Here is a 17,328-nt window from a genome sequence, read left to right as displayed (position 1 = left end):
ATGGACGACCTGCTGGAGACAGCCCGTGCGGCCGTCGAGGACTCGTACGCCCCCTACTCGGAATACCGGGTCGGTGCCGCGATCGAGACGGCCGACGGGACGGTCTACACCGGCTGTAACATCGAGAACGCCAACTACAGCAACAGCATCCACGCCGAGGAACTCGCGCTGGGGAAAGCAGTCCAGGACGGCCACCGGGAGTTCGCTCGGCTCGCGGTCGCCTCGGACAAACGCGACGGCGTCACGCCCTGTGGGATGTGTCGCCAGTCGCTCGCGGAGTTCTGTGGCGAGGACCTCCCCATCTACTGTGATGAGGGCGACGGCGAGGGCAGCGAGTACACGCTGGGCGAACTGCTCCCGAACACCATCACGAAGGCCCATCTGAACGTATGACCGGCGACAGCGAGGACCCCAACGACGAAGAGCAGTACCACCTGGAAGTCGGGCCGGGCGACGTGGCCGACAGCGTCCTCCTGCCGGGCAACCCCGAACGGGTCGCGAAGGTCGTCGACGGCTGGGACGCTCACGAGGTCGTCGCCGACCACCGGGAGTACCGCACCGCGACCGGTACCCACGAGGGGACGCCGATCTCGGTCACGTCGACGGGGATCGGCTCCCCCTCCGCGGCGATCGCCGTCGAGGAACTGGCACGGGTCGGTGCGGACACGCTCCTCCGGGTGGGGTCCTGTGGCGCTATCCGCGAAGAAGCGAGCGTCGGCGACCTGATAATCACGACCGGGGCGGTCCGTCAGGAGGGGACCAGCGACGAGTACGTCCGCGAGGACTACCCCGCGAGTGCGGACCACCGGGTCGTCTCGGCGCTGGTCGCCGCCGCCGAGGAGCTGGGTTACGACTACCACCTCGGCGTGACATGCTCGACGGACAGCTTCTACGCCGGCCAGTCACGCCCCGGCTTCGACGGCTTCGAGGCCCGCGGCTCGGCGGAGCGACTCGACGAACTCCGCGAGGCCGGCGTCCTCAACTTCGAGATGGAGGCCGCCAGCATCCTCACGCTCGCGAGCATCTACGGGCTCCGGGCGGGCGCGGTCTGTACGGTGTACGCCAACCGCGTCACCGGCGAGTTCCGCACGGAGGGCGAGCGCAAGGCCGCGAAGTGTGCGAGTCTCGCCGTCACCTACCTCGAACGGATGGACGAGGCCGTCGCGGCCGCCGACGCCGACCAGTGGCACGCCGGGCTCTCGATCGAGCGGTAGCCGGCGGCGCCGTTGATGCCGGTGTTGCCGTCGGTCAGGAGTTGTACGCCGCGATGACTGCCATCACGTCTTCGGCCGTGACGGGTCGCCCGCCGACCTGCTGTTGCTTGTCGTAGGCGTCGATCGCGACGACGACTTCCGACCGCTGGATGCCCTGCTGGCCGTTCGTGTCGAACCGCGAGACGGGTGACGACGGCGACCTGCCCCCGTAGCCACCAGCGCCGTAGCCCCCGGTCCCGTACCCCCCAGTCGACTGTGCAGCCCCGACCCCCGTTCCGAGCGAGAAGAGTGCGCCCACACCTGCCGCTGTTCGTAACACGGCTCGACGGGAGTAGTTCTTCGAATCACCAGTTTCCATGTACTCCTCATATCATCTATGTGTAATAAAGTCATTGTGTGAACTCAGTTCGTGATGACGTCCGGCCGGAAGCAACACCTGCCGTACTCTCCTGATCGGACGAACTGATGCGACAGGGCGTGGCGCGATATACCGGCCCGTCAACAGCGATCGAATTCGGGTGTGGTGGGGCCTGACACGCGACCAGAACACTCTTTCGACAGAAGTGTGACCGACCGATATGGCGGAGCCTGACAGGGAGAACCGACGGTTGTGGGACGCGTGGAGCGACGAGCATCAGGCGCTGTGGAACGCCGGGACTGCCGAGGGTGGACTCCCGCCGGTGTACTCGCCGCTTCCCGACTCGATGGCCGACTGGCAGGCCGACCACCTTCCAGCCCGTGCGGAGATGTCGGTCGTCGAACTGGGCTGTGGCGGCGGCCAGGGGACGGTCGGCCTCGCCCGGGACGGCGTCGAGAGGGCGGTCGGCGTCGACTTCTCGATCGAGCAACTCCGCCACGCGACTCGCCTGCGGAACCTCTACGATGTCGACGCCGAGTTCGTCACCGGCGACGTGACTGATCTGCCACTCCCCGACGACACCTTCGACCTGGCGTACTCGGGGTTCGTCTACTTCATGGTCGAGGACATCGACGCGGCGCTCTCGGAGGCCTACCGGATTCTCAGGGACGGCGGCCTCCTGACCTTCGACGTTCCCCATCCGTACCACGAACTGTTCGACCCCGAGACCCTGACGCTCGAACGGAGCTACCACGACACTGGTCCTCGCCGGGACAAGCACGACCCGGTCCTCCACGACGACATCGTCGTCTTCGACCGGACGGTCGGGGACCTCCACACGGCACTCGTCGAGGCCAGCTTCACGGTGAAAGAGGTCTACGAGGCTCCGGACAGTTCCGACCCCGAGGACTACGACGATCAGCCTAGCACCTCACCCGAACTGATGTCCAGGGTCCCACGGACGCTCGGTTTCTGGGCGGTCGCCGCGTAGTGACGGGTGGGCGGTCGTGCGGAGTGGAGTACGGTGACTGTCTGTGCAGTGCGGTGGCCGTGAGCGAGTGCCGCGACTGCCGTCGCGGCCGAGCGAAGACGGGGAAAGGCAGGCTGGCACGAGCAGTTTTTCCCCAGGTTTTTACAAGGAGTGGTGTCCGCAGCGAGCGAAGCGAGCGAGGACACCCGACGCAGTAAAAAGTGGTTTTACATATCGGGCCACGCCTTCGCGGCGCGGCCGTAGCCGGTCACGTCGGAGATCCAGCGGGCGGCGATACCCTTCTTGAGCAGTTTCGCCGGGAGCCCGCCGAACGTGTCGACCGGGACGTTCATCACGTCGTGGGCGACGGCCTCCTCGCCGACGGAGATGACCGTCCCCTTGTCCTTGTGGGTCCAGGTCTTCAGGGGTTGGCCACGGACGGCCCGGGCCAGGTTCTCGCCGGCGACCTCGGCGGCCTGCCAGGCGGCCTGTGCCGTCGGCGGCGCGGGGTTCTCGCCGGGCTGGTCGATCAGCGCGCAGTCGCCGATGGCGAAGACCCGCTCGTCGTCGGTCTGGAAGTCGCCTTCGGCGTGGACGCGGTGGTTGCGTTCGTCCTTGTCCAGCGTGATGTCCTGCATGCACTCCCGGCCGGTGATGCCGCCGGTCCAGATGAGCACGTCGTAGTCGAGTTCCTCGTCGTCGCCGATGTAGACCGTCTCCTCGTCGACCTCGCCGATGAACTCGCCACACATGATGTTCACGTCGCGTTTCTCCAGGCGCTTGCGCAGCGCGCCCTGGAGTTCGGGGTCGTTCCCGGGGAAGATCTCGTCGAGGCCCTCGACGAGGTGGATGTCGAGCGGCGCGCGGTGTTCGTCGCGGAACTCGGCGATCTCGCCGCAGGTCTGGATGCCCGACAGGCCGGCACCGCCGACGACGATCTGTGCGGGGTCGTTCCGGGATGCCTCGCGGGCAGCCTGCTGGATGGCGTCGTGGATGCCCAGCGCGTCGTCTAAGCTCTTGAGCGTGTGGGCGTACTCTTCGAGCCCGTCGATACCGAAGAAGGCGGTACTGGTACCCAGCCCGACCAGCAGGTAGTCGTACTCGACATCGTCGCCGTCGGCGAGTTCGACTTGGCGGTCGTCGGTGTCGATGCCGGTGACTTCGTCCTGGATGAAGGCAGTGCTTGGCTCTTTGATCTCGTGGACGGGGATCGAGACTTTCTCCTGGACGCTGGGATCACGGATGCAGCGGTGGGACTCGTGGAGCACGAGGTGATAGTCCGTCTCGGAGATCCAGGTGATATCGGCCTCACCGTTGAGTTCGGATTCGAGGCTGTTTATCGTGCCAGCACCGGCATAGCCTGCACCGAGGACGACGACGTGGTCTGTCATACACGGGGCTCAGTAGTCAGGTGATACAAAGGCTTTGAAATCGCTGTCTGGAGTCGTGTTCCGGGTGATCGTTCGTGATCGATCCGCGGCGACGGAAACAGGAGGAGAAGGGGGTCGATCCGATCAGTGCTCGGGCTCGCCGGCCGGGGCCCGCATGTCGTCGATCGTCAGGATGAGTTTGTTGTTCGTGTCGTCTTTCCCTTCGAGTGTGCCGATGATCTGGAGCTTCGAGAGCGGGGTGGGACCGACGGTGACCGAATCGCCCTCGTGGAACTGCGAGATCGATCCCTGGAGCTGGATCTCGGCCCGACACTCCTCGGGGTGGTGGACGCTCGTGAGGTCGATCTCCTCGACGTTGGCGTTCTCGACGAGTTCCCCGTTGTGTCGGAGCGGGACCTCGGCGGCCTGGTCCATGTCCTGGATCTGGAGGGCGTCGTAGGCGGTCGCGGTCGGTTTGTACCCGCCTTTCGGTCCGGGAACACCCTCGACGAGCTGGAGCGCTTTCAGGCTCTGCATCTGGTTGCGTATCGTGCCGGGGTTCCGGTCGACCTTCTCTGCGATATCTTCGCCCTTGACAGCGCTCTCGCTCTCGCGGTAGAGGTTTACGAGCTCCTGCAAGATATTCTTCTGACTCGGAGTCAGTTCTATTGATGACATAATATTTCGTTCGGTACAGCCGTCCTTAAAAGCGACGGTGGTGGGTTCGGGTCGGCCGCCGGCAACCGACACCCCTTTGCCAGCCCGTGTTCGTGCAGCAATCATGAACGGAGAGCGCGTGCTGGTCACGGGCGGCGGCGGATTCATCGGGTCGAACCTGGCGAACTCGCTGGCTGTCGACAACGACGTGGTCGTGGTCGACGACGGCTACTTGGGGACGCCGGCGAACGTCCGCGAGGATGTCGAGTACGTCGAGCGAAGCGTCGTCGAGGACGAGTTGCCGACGGACGTGGATGTCGTCTTCCACCTGGCGGCGCTGTCCTCGTACGCGATGCACGAGGACGACCCGACACACGGCGCACGGGTCAACGTCGAGGGGTTCGTCAACACGGTCGAGCAGGCCCGCGACGACGGCTGTGACACCGTGGTGTACGCCTCGACCTCCTCGATCTACGGGAGTCGAACCGAGCCCTCGCCGGAGGCCATGGACGTGACGGTCAACACGGGCTACGAGGCCTCGAAGATGGCCCGCGAGACCTACGCCGAGTACTTCCAGAACCACTACGACCTCTCGCTCGCGGGGATGCGCTTTTTCTCCGTGTATCAGGGCTACGGCGGCGCCGAGGAACACAAAGGCGAGTACGCGAACGTGATCGCGCAGTTCGCCGACGACATGGCACACGGCGAGGCGCCGGTGCTGTACGGCGACGGCACGCAGACCCGTGACTTTACCCACGTCGAGGACATCGTCCGCGGCCTGGAACAGGCCGCCGACCACGAACTGAACGGCGTGTACAACCTCGGGACGGGCGAGGCCTACGACTTCCTGACCGTCGTCGACCTGCTCAACGACGAACTGGGGACGGATATCGATCCGGAGTTCGTCGAGAACCCGATCCCCGAGGATGTCTACGTCCACGACACCTGCGCCGATTACGCGAAGATCAACGACGCCACCGGCTGGGAACCACAGATCGACTTCGAAGCGGGCATCGAACGCGTCTGCCAACAGTACAACTGAGCGACGTATCGTCGTGAATGTCGGCGTTTTATTACCCCCTACTCGGAAACGCCGCCCATGTTGCCCCGCGTCGATCCCCCTCCAGCGGTAGTGATACTCCTCGTCGGCGCCCTCGTTCTCGTCGCATCGGCGCCGGCGATCACCGCCGCCGACGGTCCCGACACCGACCACAGACCGCGGACGGTCGAAACGACACACCACACGCAGAGCCAGAATACGACAGCGACACCGACGAGTTCGCCGTCGGAGACCGCGACCCCGACATCGACCGCGACACCGACGGCGACACCAACCCCGACCGGGACGCCGACGGCAACGCCGACGACGACACCAACCGCGACGGCAACGCCGACCGCGACACCAACCGACACAGTGACGCCGACCGCGACACCGACGACGACCAACCCACAGGGTGGGGCAGACGGTCGCCAGACGGCGTCGACATCGACCACTGCCGACGCGTCTTCGGGGCTCGTGATCACCGACCTCGCTGCGCCCGAGCGGGTCCGACCGGGCGAGACCATCACCGTCTCGGCGACCGTGGCGAACCCGGCGAGCGAACGACGATCCGAGCGGGTCGAGTACGTCTTCGCGGGATCGACAGTCGCCGCTCGATCGGTGACGCTCGACGGTGGCCAGTCCCAGGTCGTCACCTTCGAACCGGCCGCCGAGGCGTCGCTGACCGACGCACAGTCGCTCGACACCGGGACGTACGTCCACGGCGTCCGCAACGCGTCCGGTGAGGGGGTGCCACGCTATCTCCGTGTGACACCCGATGTCGACCTCGGGCTCGACGGGTTCCAGTCACCCGTGACGGCACCCACAGAGCAACAGTTCGTCGTCCTGGGGACGGTCTCGAACCCCTCGGCGACGACCGTCACACGCGAGGTCGCGTACCAGTTCGCCGGGACGACGGTCGAGCGAAAGACGGTGACCGTCGGCGGCGGCGAGCGCAAGCAAGTGGCGTTCGCGGTCACGGCGGCAGCGATCGACGCCGCCGGTGTGTCGACCCGGACCGGGACGACGTACGACCACGGGCTCGTCACCTCCGGCGGTGCCAGCGCGGGTGATGCGATCCGACTGGGCGGCGGATCGAGCGCGAGTGCCGACGCGCTGGCGACGCAGGACCGCTCGCTCCCGACGCGGATCGAGGAGGGCGATGCCGGAAACGCCACGATCACCGTCCGGAACGTGGGGACGGTTCCGTTCGACGGGCAGTTCGTCTATCGGATCGGCGAGACCGTCGTCGCGACCCAGCGGATCGAACTCCCGACGGGACAACAGCGGACCGTCGCGTTCGACGCCGGCTACGGCGCGATCCAGCGAGCCACGTTCCCGCTCTCGTCGCCGACACAGCGCCAGCGGATCACGGTCGGGAACGAGTCGGTCGCCAGCGGGCAGGTGACCATCGAGAGGGTTCGGACTCCGACACCGACCCCGACCCCGCGCGGGTCGCCGACGTTCGCGGACGATACCGACGAAGCCGGCGGTTCGGCCGGCACCGATGGCTGTTCCCGTGGCTTTTTCACCCGGTGTGGGGAGACATCGTTCGATCAGATGACGCTGACGCTCATCGGGACCGTCTCCTCGATACTGGGGATCCTCTACGAGATGTTCACGGGGGGGTAACTGATGGCACGAGGACTTCCAGCCGTCTGGAGCGCACTGTTCGGGCTCCCGATGATCGCCGGCGGCGTGTATCTCTACGAGTTCGAGACACGGTATCCACTCGTCGCGTCACAGCCTGCGACACCCCCGGAAGTCGGGATCGCCCTGTCGGTCTTCGGGCTGTTCGTCGTCGCCCTCGGGACGTACGTCCACTTCGTCGCCGCGCCGGAGGCGCCCCGGATGCGGGACGACGAACACGTCGTCGAGGAGCGGAAACCGGCCCAGCGCAACGCCCTCGCGGAAGCGATCGTCGGGGCGCCGATCCTGGGCGTCGCCGGCTATCTGCTGTATTTCACGGAGCGGCCGCTGATCCAGCCGACCGTCGTGTTCGCCGTCGGATTCTTCCTGTTTTCCAGGGGCCTGTATCGGTACTGGCAGCACACGCTGACGACGTACTTCCTGACGAACCAGCGCGTCCTCGAAGAGTACCGGTTCATCTCGCTGCTGCGCAACGAGGTTCCGCTGGAGAAGGTCCGTGGCGTCGAGGAACGGCGGTCGGCGTGGGAATCGCTGTTCGGGTTGGGGACGGTCGCGGTTCGATCCGGCGCGAGTGGCGGGCTGACTGTCTCGGTCGGCGAGATCTACGAACCCAGCGAGTTCGCGGATCTGGTCCGCTCGAAACTGACCGACGGCCCGAACGAAGGGCAGGCCGCGACAGAACCCGACGAACAGGACACAGCGCGGTCGGAGTAGGCTCGCCGACGCGGCTCTCGACAGCGTGGCGGGCTCAGCTGTCCCGAGGCTCGGGGCTGTCGAAGGACGGTCTGTCGACGCCGGTAAACTCCAGTCGCGCGCCGCCCTCGTCGCCCGTAGTGGCACGGACGGTCCAGTCGTGGGCGTCGGCGATCTCGGCGACGATCGAGAGCCCGAAGCCGGTTCCCGTCTCGCTCGTGGTGTAGCCGGCCTCGAACAGTTCGCTGTCGTCCGGGTCCGGAAACCCGGGGCCGTCGTCCTCGATGTAGAACCCGGTCTCGTCCGGCAGCCGGCCGACGCTGATCGTCACTGCCGTCCCGGCGTGTTCGATCGCGTTCCGGAAGACGTTGGCCACGAGCTGTCGGAGGCGCCCCTCGTCGCCGAGGACCGTCCCCGGCGACGAGGCGAGCACGAACGTCGCGTCCGGTGCGTCGACGGAGTTCCAGGCCATGTGGAGGACCTCGTCGAGGTCGATCGGTTCGGGGTTGACGACACGCTTGCCCTGTCTCGCCAGCGCGAGCACGTCCTCGATGAGGGCGTCCATCCGCTGGAGTGCGGCGTCAACGTCGTCGAGATGCTGTGTCGGGTCGTCGGCCCGCCGGGCGAGTTCGAGTCGCATCGTGGCCAACTGGAGGGGGTTCCTGAGGTCGTGACTGACCATGTTGGCGAACCGTTCGAGACGCTCGTTCTGTCGTCTGACCTCGTTCTGGCGCTCCTTGCGGGCCGAGATGTCGCGGGTCACACCGATGAGCCCGACGACCTCCCCGTCGGGACCGTGCCAGGGCACTTTCGAGGTGAGGTTCCACTGATCGAGCATCGGCAGGTACTCTACTTTGTCCAGGACCGGCTCGCCCGACCTGATCACGTGCTCGTCCTCCCGGTGTGCCCGTCGGGCGTGTCTGTCGGCGACGAGTCCGATCTCGGGGTCGGTGTTTCCGATGAACTCGTCGAGCGACTCCTCGAAGTAGCCGGTACTGACGTAGAGGTGTCGCGCGTCGATGTCCTTGATGTAGAGGTGGACCGGGATCGACTCCATGATCGTATCGAACAGCCGGCTCTTGTGGAGGAGCCTGGAGAGCTGGTCGGCGTCGATGCCGGCCGAGAGCAACTCCTCGACAGTCCCGGCATCGACGTTCGGGGTCGGTGGGTCGTCGAGCGGCGGTGTCGTCAGGTCGTCCTGTGCGGTCGAATCCAGCGCAGTGTCCTCGACCGCGGCCGCAAGCTCGGTGACCCGGTCACCGCTGGTTCCGTCGACGAACTCGTCGATCGCGGTCCCAACCGCCTCCTGGGCGACCGTCGACTCCGTAGTCGTGTACAACACGACCGGAAGACAGGGGTGTTTCTCACAGATTGTTTCGGCCGCCCCGACGGCATCGAACCCGTCGCCGTCGTGGCGAACGACCAGACAGTCGATATCCGGCCAGGCGAGCCGATCGATGGCCGCGTCGACGGACGCGCTCGCGTACCCCTCGATGGCAGCGTGGGTTTCGAGCCTGTCCGCGAGTCGATCACCCCGGGTCGGACTGGGATCGACGACGAGCACGTGCGTCGATCCCGCGTCCGATCGGTGCGACTCGCGCTGGTCCATGCTACCAGATGTAACCGACAGACCGACTTAATTGGTGTCATTTTTTTGCTAGCGGCTCTCGTAGTGAACGTATGCGACCGAACGTGCGCGTCCTCGGCGTTCCGATGGACCTCGGCGCCGACAGACGAGGCGTCGACATGGGGCCGTCCGCCATCCGGTACGGCGGACTGGCAGACCAGCTCGGGACACTCGGGCTCGACTGTGTCGACGGCGGTGACATCGCGGTCCCGCGACCGGAGGAGGGGGACCCGGACGCGGACGGGCTCCCCGACGGCCGAGCGAAGTTCCTCGCCCAGACACGAGAGGTCTGTGCGGACATCTCGACGGCCGTCGCCGCGACGCGTGCCGACGGCGAGTTCCCGCTGGTGCTTGGCGGTGACCACTCGATCGCCATGGGGACCGTCGACGGGGCGACCGACCCCGACGAGGAACTCGGGATCGTCTGGTTCGACGCACACGGGGACTTCAACACGCCACAGACGACGCCGAGTGGCAACATCCACGGGATGTCGCTCGCTGGCATCCTGGGAAAAGGATACTTCGCTGACGCCGGGTGGGCACACGTCCCGGGCGTCAGCGAGGAGAACGTCGTCCTCGTCGGACTGCGGAGCCTCGACGAGGGGGAGAGACGGCTGGTCGCCGACAGCGACGTGACCGCGTTCACGATGTCAGATATCGACGCCCGCGGGGCCTCGGCGGTCGTCCAGGAGGCGCTGTCGATCGCGACCGACGGGACCGACGGGCTCCACGTCTCGCTAGACCTGGACTGGCTCGACCCGACGGAGGCACCCGGTGTCGGGACGCCGGTCAGGGGTGGTGTCTCCTACCGGGAAGCCCACGTCGCCATGGAGTACGTCGCCGACAACCGGGAGTCGCTCCGATCGATGGAGGTCGTCGAAGTCAACCCGATCCTCGACGAACACAACCAGACCGCGGAGCTGGCCTGTGAACTCGTCGCCAGCGCGTTCGGCGAACGCATCCTCTGAACCGCACACGCACGGTGTCGCCACCGGCCCGGCCTCACTCACCGCGAGAGCGCCCCGCCGTCGGTGGCGAGCCGCAGGGAGTACGCGATGAGCCCCAGGCCGGCGAACTGGAGCAGTCTGACGACGAGTCGGAACGCCCCCTGGTAGCGGATCCCGACGACGTGGGAGGCGATCAGTCCCTGGCCGAGCAGCGCGACCAGATACGTCACGCCGAACAGGAGGATCATCCCCATGGAGAGGTATCGCATGGAGGGGTCGCCGTGGCGCCGGAGCCCCCGGTACGCGTGGGCCCCGATGTAGAGACCGATGATGGCCGACCCCGTCGCCGCCGCGCCGGTAAGCACGTCGACGAGTGAACCGAGTGCGACCATCTCAGAAGTTCCCCCAGAGGCGGGTGAGTTCGTCGGCCACGTCGGTGTCGGTCTCCTCGACGGTCCACTCTACGCTCCCGTCCTGGATCGTGAGCTCGAACCGGCCCAGCAGGGAGGCGTAGACGGTGTCGTGGTGGCCGTCGCGGCGCGGTCGTGTCTGTTCGTCCAGCAGGTTCGCCGCCTCTAGTCGGTCGAGGCGGCGATAGATCGACGAGACGGACACGTCACACCGCTCGCTCAGCTCCGCCGCCGACAGCGGTTCCTCGCTCGTCTCGACGAGGATCGACCGGGCGTGCTCGTCGTCGAGGAGGCTGACGACGGTCGATAGGTCGGTGTCCTCGGCCACAGATGTCTCTGTCATGTGCTGGGGAAATAACCTCCCGTGGTGGCGGGGCTCGGCAGGCGGGGACGGGGGTCGGGTCTGTCGGCCGGCGGGCGCGGTCGCTACGGTCATCCGTCGCCCTCCGTCTCGATAGTGAACAGCGAGCCGTAGCTGGCGCCCTCGGCCGTGTACTGGAGGGTGGACGCGGCCACGTCGGCCGACGCCGCTCCGTTCGAGGGGACGGTCGTGGTGTCGCCGGGCCGGACCGAATCGGCCCCGGTCCACGGCGTCCCATCCTCTCCGACAGTCCCGTCAGGGGAGCGCAGTTCGAATCGCAGGTTCGACGGGTCGACGGGCTCGCCGGCCTCGTGACGGAGCGTCGCGGTCCCGGCGTCGGGATCGACGGCCCCGCCCCAGGTGGCGTGTGGCGGGTACGGCTCCGTCGCGGGGTCGAGCCCCTCGCCCGGTGGGATCCGACCGGCGACCGTCGCTCGCTGGCCGCGTTCCTCGTAGTGGAACGCGTCGACTTCTCGGGTCAGCAGCGTCTTCTGGACGCTGCGCTGTTTGAGTCGGTCGGTCGGGACCGCCTCGCCGTCGGGGTAGAGGTGGGTGACGACGTGGTACGCGGTGTCGCCGTCGAAGCGAAACCCCTCGGCTTTGAGCCAGCTACGCGCGTCGTTCGGGCGGAGGAACTCGACCATGCGGCTCTCGCCGATGGCCGCGCTCGCCCGGGCGAACCGGTCCTCGGCCTCGTGATAGCGGTCGATACGACCGGCCTCGGCGTCGACGAGGGCTCGCACGTCGGCCGCCTCGTGGCGGCGCTCGTTCGCGTACACCACGGTGCCGTCACGGACCGCGACCGTCCGCGGGTCGTCCGCGCGGGTGAACAGGTCGTACTCGTGGAAGGCGCCGTCACGGGCGTAGCCGGTGTCGGCCAGCGTGGCCGTGACCGTCGCCGCGTCGAACTGGCCTTCGAGGACGACGCCGAAGGGCGTCGAGAGCAAGCGGTCGTAGTTCGCGTAGCCGACGCCGACGTAGTCGAGATCGGTCAGCAGGGACTTCTTCGGGACCACGAACCGCACTGGCGCGGTGTAGTCGAGGGCGGTCGGTCGGCGGACCAACACGTCGTAGTGGTGGCGGTCGTCGGCGATCCGGGCGGGTGCCGGTAGCCACTGTCTGTACGCCGGGTCGTCCGCGTCGGGAACGTCGACACGGCCGAAATCCAACTGTGAGCCGAGCGGCGGCAGTGCGGAGGTACAGCCACTCAGACTCACGGCCGTGCCGGCCGCGAGCGAACCCGCGGCGAGTCGGAGTGCCTCACGTCGTGTCGTCTTCTCGGGGACCATCGCGTGTAGACGGACGACCGCCGGGATCATTATATAAAAGGCCGGGTTGCGACCAAGCGCAATCGGCGACAGGTTTTTATTCGCTGACGTGGCCGCCGGCTCAGATAGGCACACAACGCTCGGCCACCACTCACCGCAAAAACGTGGGCGAAAAAGCCGCTCGCTTCGCTCGCGGTCCTACTCGTCGGTCAACGTCGGCACCACGGTGACGCTCGCGACACCGTCGCCGTCTTCCAGTTCCATGATCGTCACACCCTTGGTGTTTCGCCCGACCTGGGAGATGTCGGCGGCGCGGATTCGCATGATCTGGCCCTGTTCGGACATGATGACGAGGTGGTCGTCGTCGGTGACGGCCTTGGCCGTGCGGACCCGGCCGTTGCGCTCGCCGGTCTTGATGTCGACCAGACCCTTTCCGTACCGGGACTGAGCGCGGTACTCGGTGAGTTTCGTCCGCTTACCGAAGCCGTGTTCGGTCACCGTCAGGAGCGCGCGGTCGTCGTCGTCGTCGGTGGCGACCATCGCCGCGACACTGTCGCCCTCGTCGAGTTTGATCCCGTTGACACCGCGGGCCGAGCGCCCCATCTCGCTGACCTCGTTCTCGTCGAAGCGGATGGTCATCCCGCCCTCGGAGGCGATGACCAGGTCCTTCGTGCCGTCGGTCACCTCTACGTCGACGAGTTCGTCGCCGGCTTCCAGTTTCGCCGCGCGGATCCCCGTCGAGAGGATGTTCTCGAAGTCCGCCGCACAGGTGCGCTTGACGTAGCCGTTCCGGGTGACCATCGTGAGACACTCCTCAGCCTCGAAGTCGTCCGTGGAGACGACGGCGGTGATCTCCTCGCCGTCGTCCAGGTTGATGATGTTGACCGCGGACTTCCCCCGGGCGGTGCGGGACATCTCCGGGATCTCGTACGTCTTGAGCCGGTAGACCTGCCCCTGGTTGGTGAAACAGAGCAGGTAATCGTGGCTGTTGGCCCGGAAGACCTTCGAGACGCGGTCGCCCTCCTTGGGGTCGGCGCCGATGATCCCCTTCCCACCGCGGTTCTGGGGATCGAAGTTCTCGACGGGCATCCGCTTGATGTAGTCGTCCTCCGTGATGACGACCACGCAGTCCTGCTCGGGGATCAGGTCCTCGTGGGTGACCTGGCCCTCGTCCTCGATGATCGAGGTCCGGCGCTCGTCGTCGTACTCGGCTTTGACCTCGTGGAGTTCGTCCTTGATGACACCGTCGAGTTTCGCCTGGCTGTCCAGTACCGCCTGGAGGTACTCGATGGTCTCCTGAACGTCCTCGTACTCCTCTTCGATCTCGGCGGCCTCCATCGAGGTGAGCGAGCCCAGTTGCATCCGGACGATGTGGGCGGCCTGGTCCTCCGAGAAGTCGAACTCCTCGTGAAGGCCGGCCCGAGCGGCGTCCCGGTCCTCGCTGTTGCGGATCAGCTCGACCACGTCGTCGACGTTCTGCAGGGCCTTCAGCCGGCCTTCGAGGATGTGTGCGCGGTCCTGGGCCTCCGCGAGGTCGTGTTCGGAGCGCCGGCGGACGACCTCCCGGCGGTGTTCGACGTAGTGTTCGAGGCTCTCTTTCAGCGAGAGCACCTGTGGCTGGCCGTCGACCAGCGCGAGGTTGATGACGCCGAAGGTCGATTCGAGGTGGTGGTCCAGCAGGCGGTTCTCGACCACGTCGACGTTCGCGCCGCGTTTCAACTCGACGACGATCCGGACGCCGTTGCGGTCCGACTCGTCGCGCAGGTCCGCGATGCCCTCGATCTTGCCCTCGTTGACATCGTCGGCGATCCGCTCGACGATACGGGCCTTGTTCTCCTGGTACGGCAGTTCGCTGATGACGATCCGCCCGTTCTCGCGGTCGACCTCGTACTCCGCCCGCACGCGGAGCCGGCCCCGCCCGGTCGCGTACGCCGAGTAGATGGCGTCCCGGCCGACGATGTTGCCACCGGTCGGGAAGTCCGGTCCGGAGACGTGTTCCATCAGGTCCTCGACGGTCGCCTCGGGGTTGTCGATCAGGTGGACCGTCGCGTCGACCAGCTCCCCGAGGTTGTGCGGCGGGATGTTCGTCGACATCCCGACGGCGATCCCCGACGAGCCGTTGAGCAGGAGGTTCGGGACCTTCGCCGGCAGCACCGCCGGCTCCTGGAGCCGGTCGTCGTAGTTGCTCTGGAAGTCGACGGTGTCTTTCTCGATGTCTTCGAGCAGTTCCTCGGCGATGGGGGCCATCCGGGCCTCCGTGTACCGCATCGCCGCGGGCGGGTCGCCGTCCATCGACCCGAAGTTCCCCTGGCCGTCCACGAGGGGATAGCGCATCGAGAAGTCCTGGGCCATCCGCACGAGCGTATCGTAGATCGCGGAGTCGCCGTGGGGGTGGTAGTCACCCATCGTCTCGCCGACGATCGAGGAGGACTTCCGGTGGCTCGACCCCGCCGAGACGCCCATCTCGTGCATCGCGTAGAGGATGCGCCGGTGGACGGGCTTCATCCCGTCCCGGACATCCGGCAGGGCTCGACCCGCGATGACCGACATCGCGTAGTCGATGTAGGACTGCTCCATCTCGTCCTCGATACGGACGTGTTTGACCCGCTGTGCGGGCGCGTTCGCGTCGTCGGGCACGTCCGAGCTCATATGTCCACCCACTCGGCTTCCGGGGAGTGTTCCTTGATGAACTCCTTGCGGGGCTCGACGGCGTCACCCATCAGGACGTTGAACATCTTGTCGGCCGCGGCAGCGTCCTCGATGGTGATCTGCTTGAGGATGCGGTTGTCGGGGTCCATCGTCGTCTCCCAGAGCTGTTCGGGGTTCATCTCGCCCAGGCCCTTGAACCGCTGGACCTGGGTGGGGTTGCCGTTGCACTTCTCCTCGACGATCCGGTCGCGCTCCGCCTCGGTCATCGCGTCGTAGGTCTCACCGCGGTACCGGATGCGGTACAGCGGGGGCTGGGACGCGTAGACGTAGCCCGCTTCCAGCAGCGGCTTCATGTGCCGGTAGAGAAGCGTCAACAGCAGCGTTCTGATGTGTGCGCCGTCGACATCCGCGTCCGTCATGAGGATGATCTTCTCGTAGCGGAGTTCGTCGATGTCGAACTCCTCGCCGATCCCGGTGCCAAGCGCCGTGATGAGGTTCCGGATCTCGTCGTTCTCTAAGATGCGGTCCAGACGGTGTTTCTCGACGTTGAGGATCTTCCCCTTGATCGGGAGGATCGCCTGGAACTCGGGGTTTCGCCCCTGCTTCGCGCTCCCGCCCGCGGAGTCGCCCTCGACGATGAACAGTTCGGCGTCCTCGGGGTCGCGGGTCTGGCAGTCGGCCAGTTTCCCGGGCAGTGCCGTCGAATCGAGCGCGGACTTCCGCCGGGTGAGCTCCTCGGCCTTCTTTGCGGCCTTGCGTGCCTTCGCGGCCTCGACGGCCTTCCCGACGATCATCTCGGCGGTGTCGGGGTTCTCCTCGAAGAAGGTCGCCAGCCCGTCGTGCATCGCCGACTCGACGATCCCGCGAACCTCGCTGTTGCCGAGTTTGGTCTTCGTCTGGCCCTCGAACTGCGGGTCGGGGTGTTTGACCGAGATGACCGCGGTCAGCCCCTCGCGGATGTCGTCGCCCTTGAGGGTGTCGTCGAGGTCCTTCAACAGTCCGTTGTCGGTCGCGTAGTCGTTGACGACGCGGGTGAGCGCCGTCTTGAACCCTGTGAGGTGGGTCCCACCCTCGCGGGTGTTGATGTTGTTGGCGAAGGCGTGGATCGACCCCTGGAGGTCGTCGGTGCCCTGCATGGCGATCTCCACCTGGACGGTCCCCTCGGCGATGTCGTCCGTGTCCTCGAAGTAGATGACCTCCGAATGTAGCGGCTCTTTGGTCTCGTTGAGGTACTCGACGAACTCCTTGATGCCGCCCTGGTATTCGAAGGTCTCGGCGGCGCCGTCGCGCTCGTCCTCGATGGTGATGGAGACGCCGGAGTTGAGGAAGGCCAGTTCGCGCAGCCGCGAGGACAGCGTCGAGAAGGAGAACTCGCCGGTCTCGAAGATCTCCGAGTCCGGCCAGAACCGGACGGTCGTCCCGGTGTCCTCGCCCGGTTCCAGGTCGCGGATCTTCTTCAGGTCGTACTCCGGTGTGCCGTGGTCGAAGCGCTGGCGCCACAGGGCGCCGTCGCGTTTGATGTCGACTTCGAGCCACTTCGAGAGGGCGTTGACGACACTCACGCCGACACCGTGCAGGCCACCGGACACCTGGTAGGACTTGTTGTCGAACTTCCCGCCCGCGTGGAGGATGGTCATCACGACCTCGACGGCCGGGCGGCCGTGTTCTTCGTGTTCGTCCACGGGGATCCCCCGCCCGTCGTCGCTGACGGAGACGGAGCCGTCCTCGTGGATGGTCACGTCGATAGTGTCACAGTAGCCGGCCAAGGCCTCGTCGATGGCGTTGTCGACGACCTCGTAGACGAGATGGTGGAGGCCTCTGGCGTCCGTCGACCCGATGTACATCGCGGGCCGTTTCCGGACGGCTTCCAGCCCTTCGAGGGTCTGGATCGACTTTGCGCCGTACTCATCAGACTCTCCTGACATAGGAACTTACTCTCCTTAGTAGATGCGGGTTGATAAAACTCCCGCACGCGCGTGCGAGCGACGCGGGCGAAACCCGGCGAGGGAGACGGGATTAAATAAATTTTCCGGCCACTCGTCAGACGAAATAACTGTCCGGCACACCGCCGCTGGGACGGCCAGTTTCACTTTCACTCCGGCGGCGAACACCTTT

16 protein-coding genes are annotated in these 17,328 nt (G+C 66.3%); 7 read left to right on the top strand and 9 right to left on the bottom strand.

From position 1 onward, the window contains the following. Together cdd and P1L40_RS04290 are read left to right on the top strand one after the other, a co-directional pair. On the top strand, nucleotides 1-393 hold the full coding sequence (cdd, locus tag P1L40_RS04295) for a cytidine deaminase (RefSeq protein WP_284010081.1): 393 nt from the start codon (nucleotides 1-3) through the stop codon (nucleotides 391-393). Next, a complete protein-coding gene (locus P1L40_RS04290; protein WP_284010080.1) occupies nucleotides 390-1,214 on the top strand; it encodes a nucleoside phosphorylase in 825 nt (274 codons plus the stop codon). The genes cdd and P1L40_RS04290 overlap by 4 nt, the downstream gene beginning before the upstream one ends. A 34-nt stretch (nucleotides 1,215-1,248) precedes the next feature. Here P1L40_RS04290 and P1L40_RS04285 read toward each other — a convergent pair whose 3' ends face one another. After that, complete coding sequence (locus P1L40_RS04285) at nucleotides 1,249-1,572, bottom strand: hypothetical protein (RefSeq protein WP_284010079.1); 324 nt, start codon at nucleotides 1,570-1,572, stop codon at nucleotides 1,249-1,251. Nucleotides 1,573-1,792: 220 nt separating this feature from the next. On the opposite strand from P1L40_RS04285, the gene P1L40_RS04280 reads away from it, so the two are divergent. Further along, nucleotides 1,793-2,563, top strand: a complete 771-nt coding sequence (locus P1L40_RS04280) for a class I SAM-dependent methyltransferase (protein ID WP_284010078.1) — start codon at nucleotides 1,793-1,795, stop codon at nucleotides 2,561-2,563. A gap of 206 nt (nucleotides 2,564-2,769) precedes the next feature. Here the strand turns inward: P1L40_RS04280 and P1L40_RS04275 are convergent, their stop codons facing one another. Both P1L40_RS04275 and P1L40_RS04270 read right to left on the bottom strand, forming a co-directional pair. Next, nucleotides 2,770-3,933 carry an NAD(P)/FAD-dependent oxidoreductase gene (locus P1L40_RS04275; protein WP_284010077.1) on the bottom strand — a complete coding sequence of 388 codons (1,164 nt, stop codon included), beginning with the start codon at nucleotides 3,931-3,933 and terminating at the stop codon, nucleotides 2,770-2,772. Nucleotides 3,934-4,056: 123 nt separating this feature from the next. Beyond that, a complete protein-coding gene (locus P1L40_RS04270) occupies nucleotides 4,057-4,590 on the bottom strand; it encodes an HTH domain-containing protein (protein WP_276180423.1) in 534 nt (177 codons plus the stop codon). A gap of 103 nt (nucleotides 4,591-4,693) precedes the next feature. Between P1L40_RS04270 and P1L40_RS04265 the strand changes: the two genes are divergently transcribed. The 3 genes from P1L40_RS04265 to P1L40_RS04255 are packed head-to-tail and all read left to right on the top strand — an operon-like array spanning nucleotide 4,694 to nucleotide 7,972. After that, entirely contained in the window at nucleotides 4,694-5,611 is a 918-nt protein-coding gene (locus P1L40_RS04265) for an NAD-dependent epimerase/dehydratase family protein (RefSeq protein WP_284010076.1), read from the top strand. 57 nt (nucleotides 5,612-5,668) lie between these two features. After that, nucleotides 5,669-7,240, top strand: coding sequence for a hypothetical protein (locus P1L40_RS04260; RefSeq protein ID WP_284010075.1), 1,572 nt, complete (start codon nucleotides 5,669-5,671; stop codon nucleotides 7,238-7,240). A gap of 3 nt (nucleotides 7,241-7,243) precedes the next feature. Next, nucleotides 7,244-7,972, top strand: coding sequence for a PH domain-containing protein (locus P1L40_RS04255; RefSeq protein WP_284010074.1), 729 nt, complete (start codon nucleotides 7,244-7,246; stop codon nucleotides 7,970-7,972). Nucleotides 7,973-8,006: 34 nt separating this feature from the next. On the opposite strand, the gene P1L40_RS04250 is transcribed toward P1L40_RS04255, so the two are convergent. Beyond that, nucleotides 8,007-9,560 (bottom strand): receiver/sensor box histidine kinase, encoded by a 1,554-nt coding sequence (locus P1L40_RS04250; RefSeq protein ID WP_284010073.1) that lies wholly within the window; start codon nucleotides 9,558-9,560, stop codon nucleotides 8,007-8,009. Between the two features lie 71 nt (nucleotides 9,561-9,631). On the opposite strand from P1L40_RS04250, the gene rocF reads away from it, so the two are divergent. Then, entirely contained in the window at nucleotides 9,632-10,546 is a 915-nt protein-coding gene (gene rocF / locus P1L40_RS04245; protein ID WP_284010072.1) for an arginase, read from the top strand. A 38-nt stretch (nucleotides 10,547-10,584) separates the two neighbouring features. Here rocF and P1L40_RS04240 read toward each other — a convergent pair whose 3' ends face one another. The 5 genes from P1L40_RS04240 to gyrB all read right to left on the bottom strand — a co-directional run bounded on the left by P1L40_RS04240 (nucleotide 10,585) and on the right by gyrB (nucleotide 17,138). After that, nucleotides 10,585-10,917: a DUF7521 family protein gene (locus P1L40_RS04240; RefSeq protein ID WP_284010071.1), complete on the bottom strand. Its 333-nt coding sequence runs from the start codon at nucleotides 10,915-10,917 to the stop codon at nucleotides 10,585-10,587. Between the two features lies 1 nt (nucleotide 10,918). Continuing rightward, nucleotides 10,919-11,278 carry an ArsR/SmtB family transcription factor gene (locus P1L40_RS04235; protein ID WP_284010070.1) on the bottom strand — a complete coding sequence of 120 codons (360 nt, stop codon included), beginning with the start codon at nucleotides 11,276-11,278 and terminating at the stop codon, nucleotides 10,919-10,921. Between the two features lie 89 nt (nucleotides 11,279-11,367). After that, nucleotides 11,368-12,585, bottom strand: coding sequence for a hypothetical protein (locus P1L40_RS04230; protein ID WP_284010069.1), 1,218 nt, complete (start codon nucleotides 12,583-12,585; stop codon nucleotides 11,368-11,370). Between the two features lie 177 nt (nucleotides 12,586-12,762). Continuing rightward, entirely contained in the window at nucleotides 12,763-15,213 is a 2,451-nt protein-coding gene (gene gyrA, locus P1L40_RS04225; RefSeq protein WP_284010068.1) for a DNA gyrase subunit A, read from the bottom strand. After that, nucleotides 15,210-17,138 (bottom strand): DNA topoisomerase (ATP-hydrolyzing) subunit B, encoded by a 1,929-nt coding sequence (gene gyrB / locus P1L40_RS04220; protein WP_284010066.1) that lies wholly within the window; start codon nucleotides 17,136-17,138, stop codon nucleotides 15,210-15,212. Before gyrB ends, gyrA begins: the two co-directional genes overlap by 4 nt. Nucleotides 17,139-17,328 lie beyond the last annotated feature (190 nt).

Source organism: Haloarcula pelagica (genome assembly GCF_030127105.1).
Lineage (GTDB): Archaea > Halobacteriota > Halobacteria > Halobacteriales > Haloarculaceae > Haloarcula > Haloarcula pelagica.
Note: the sequence above shows the minus strand (reverse complement) of the source record. Positions and strands in the feature narration are given on the sequence as shown.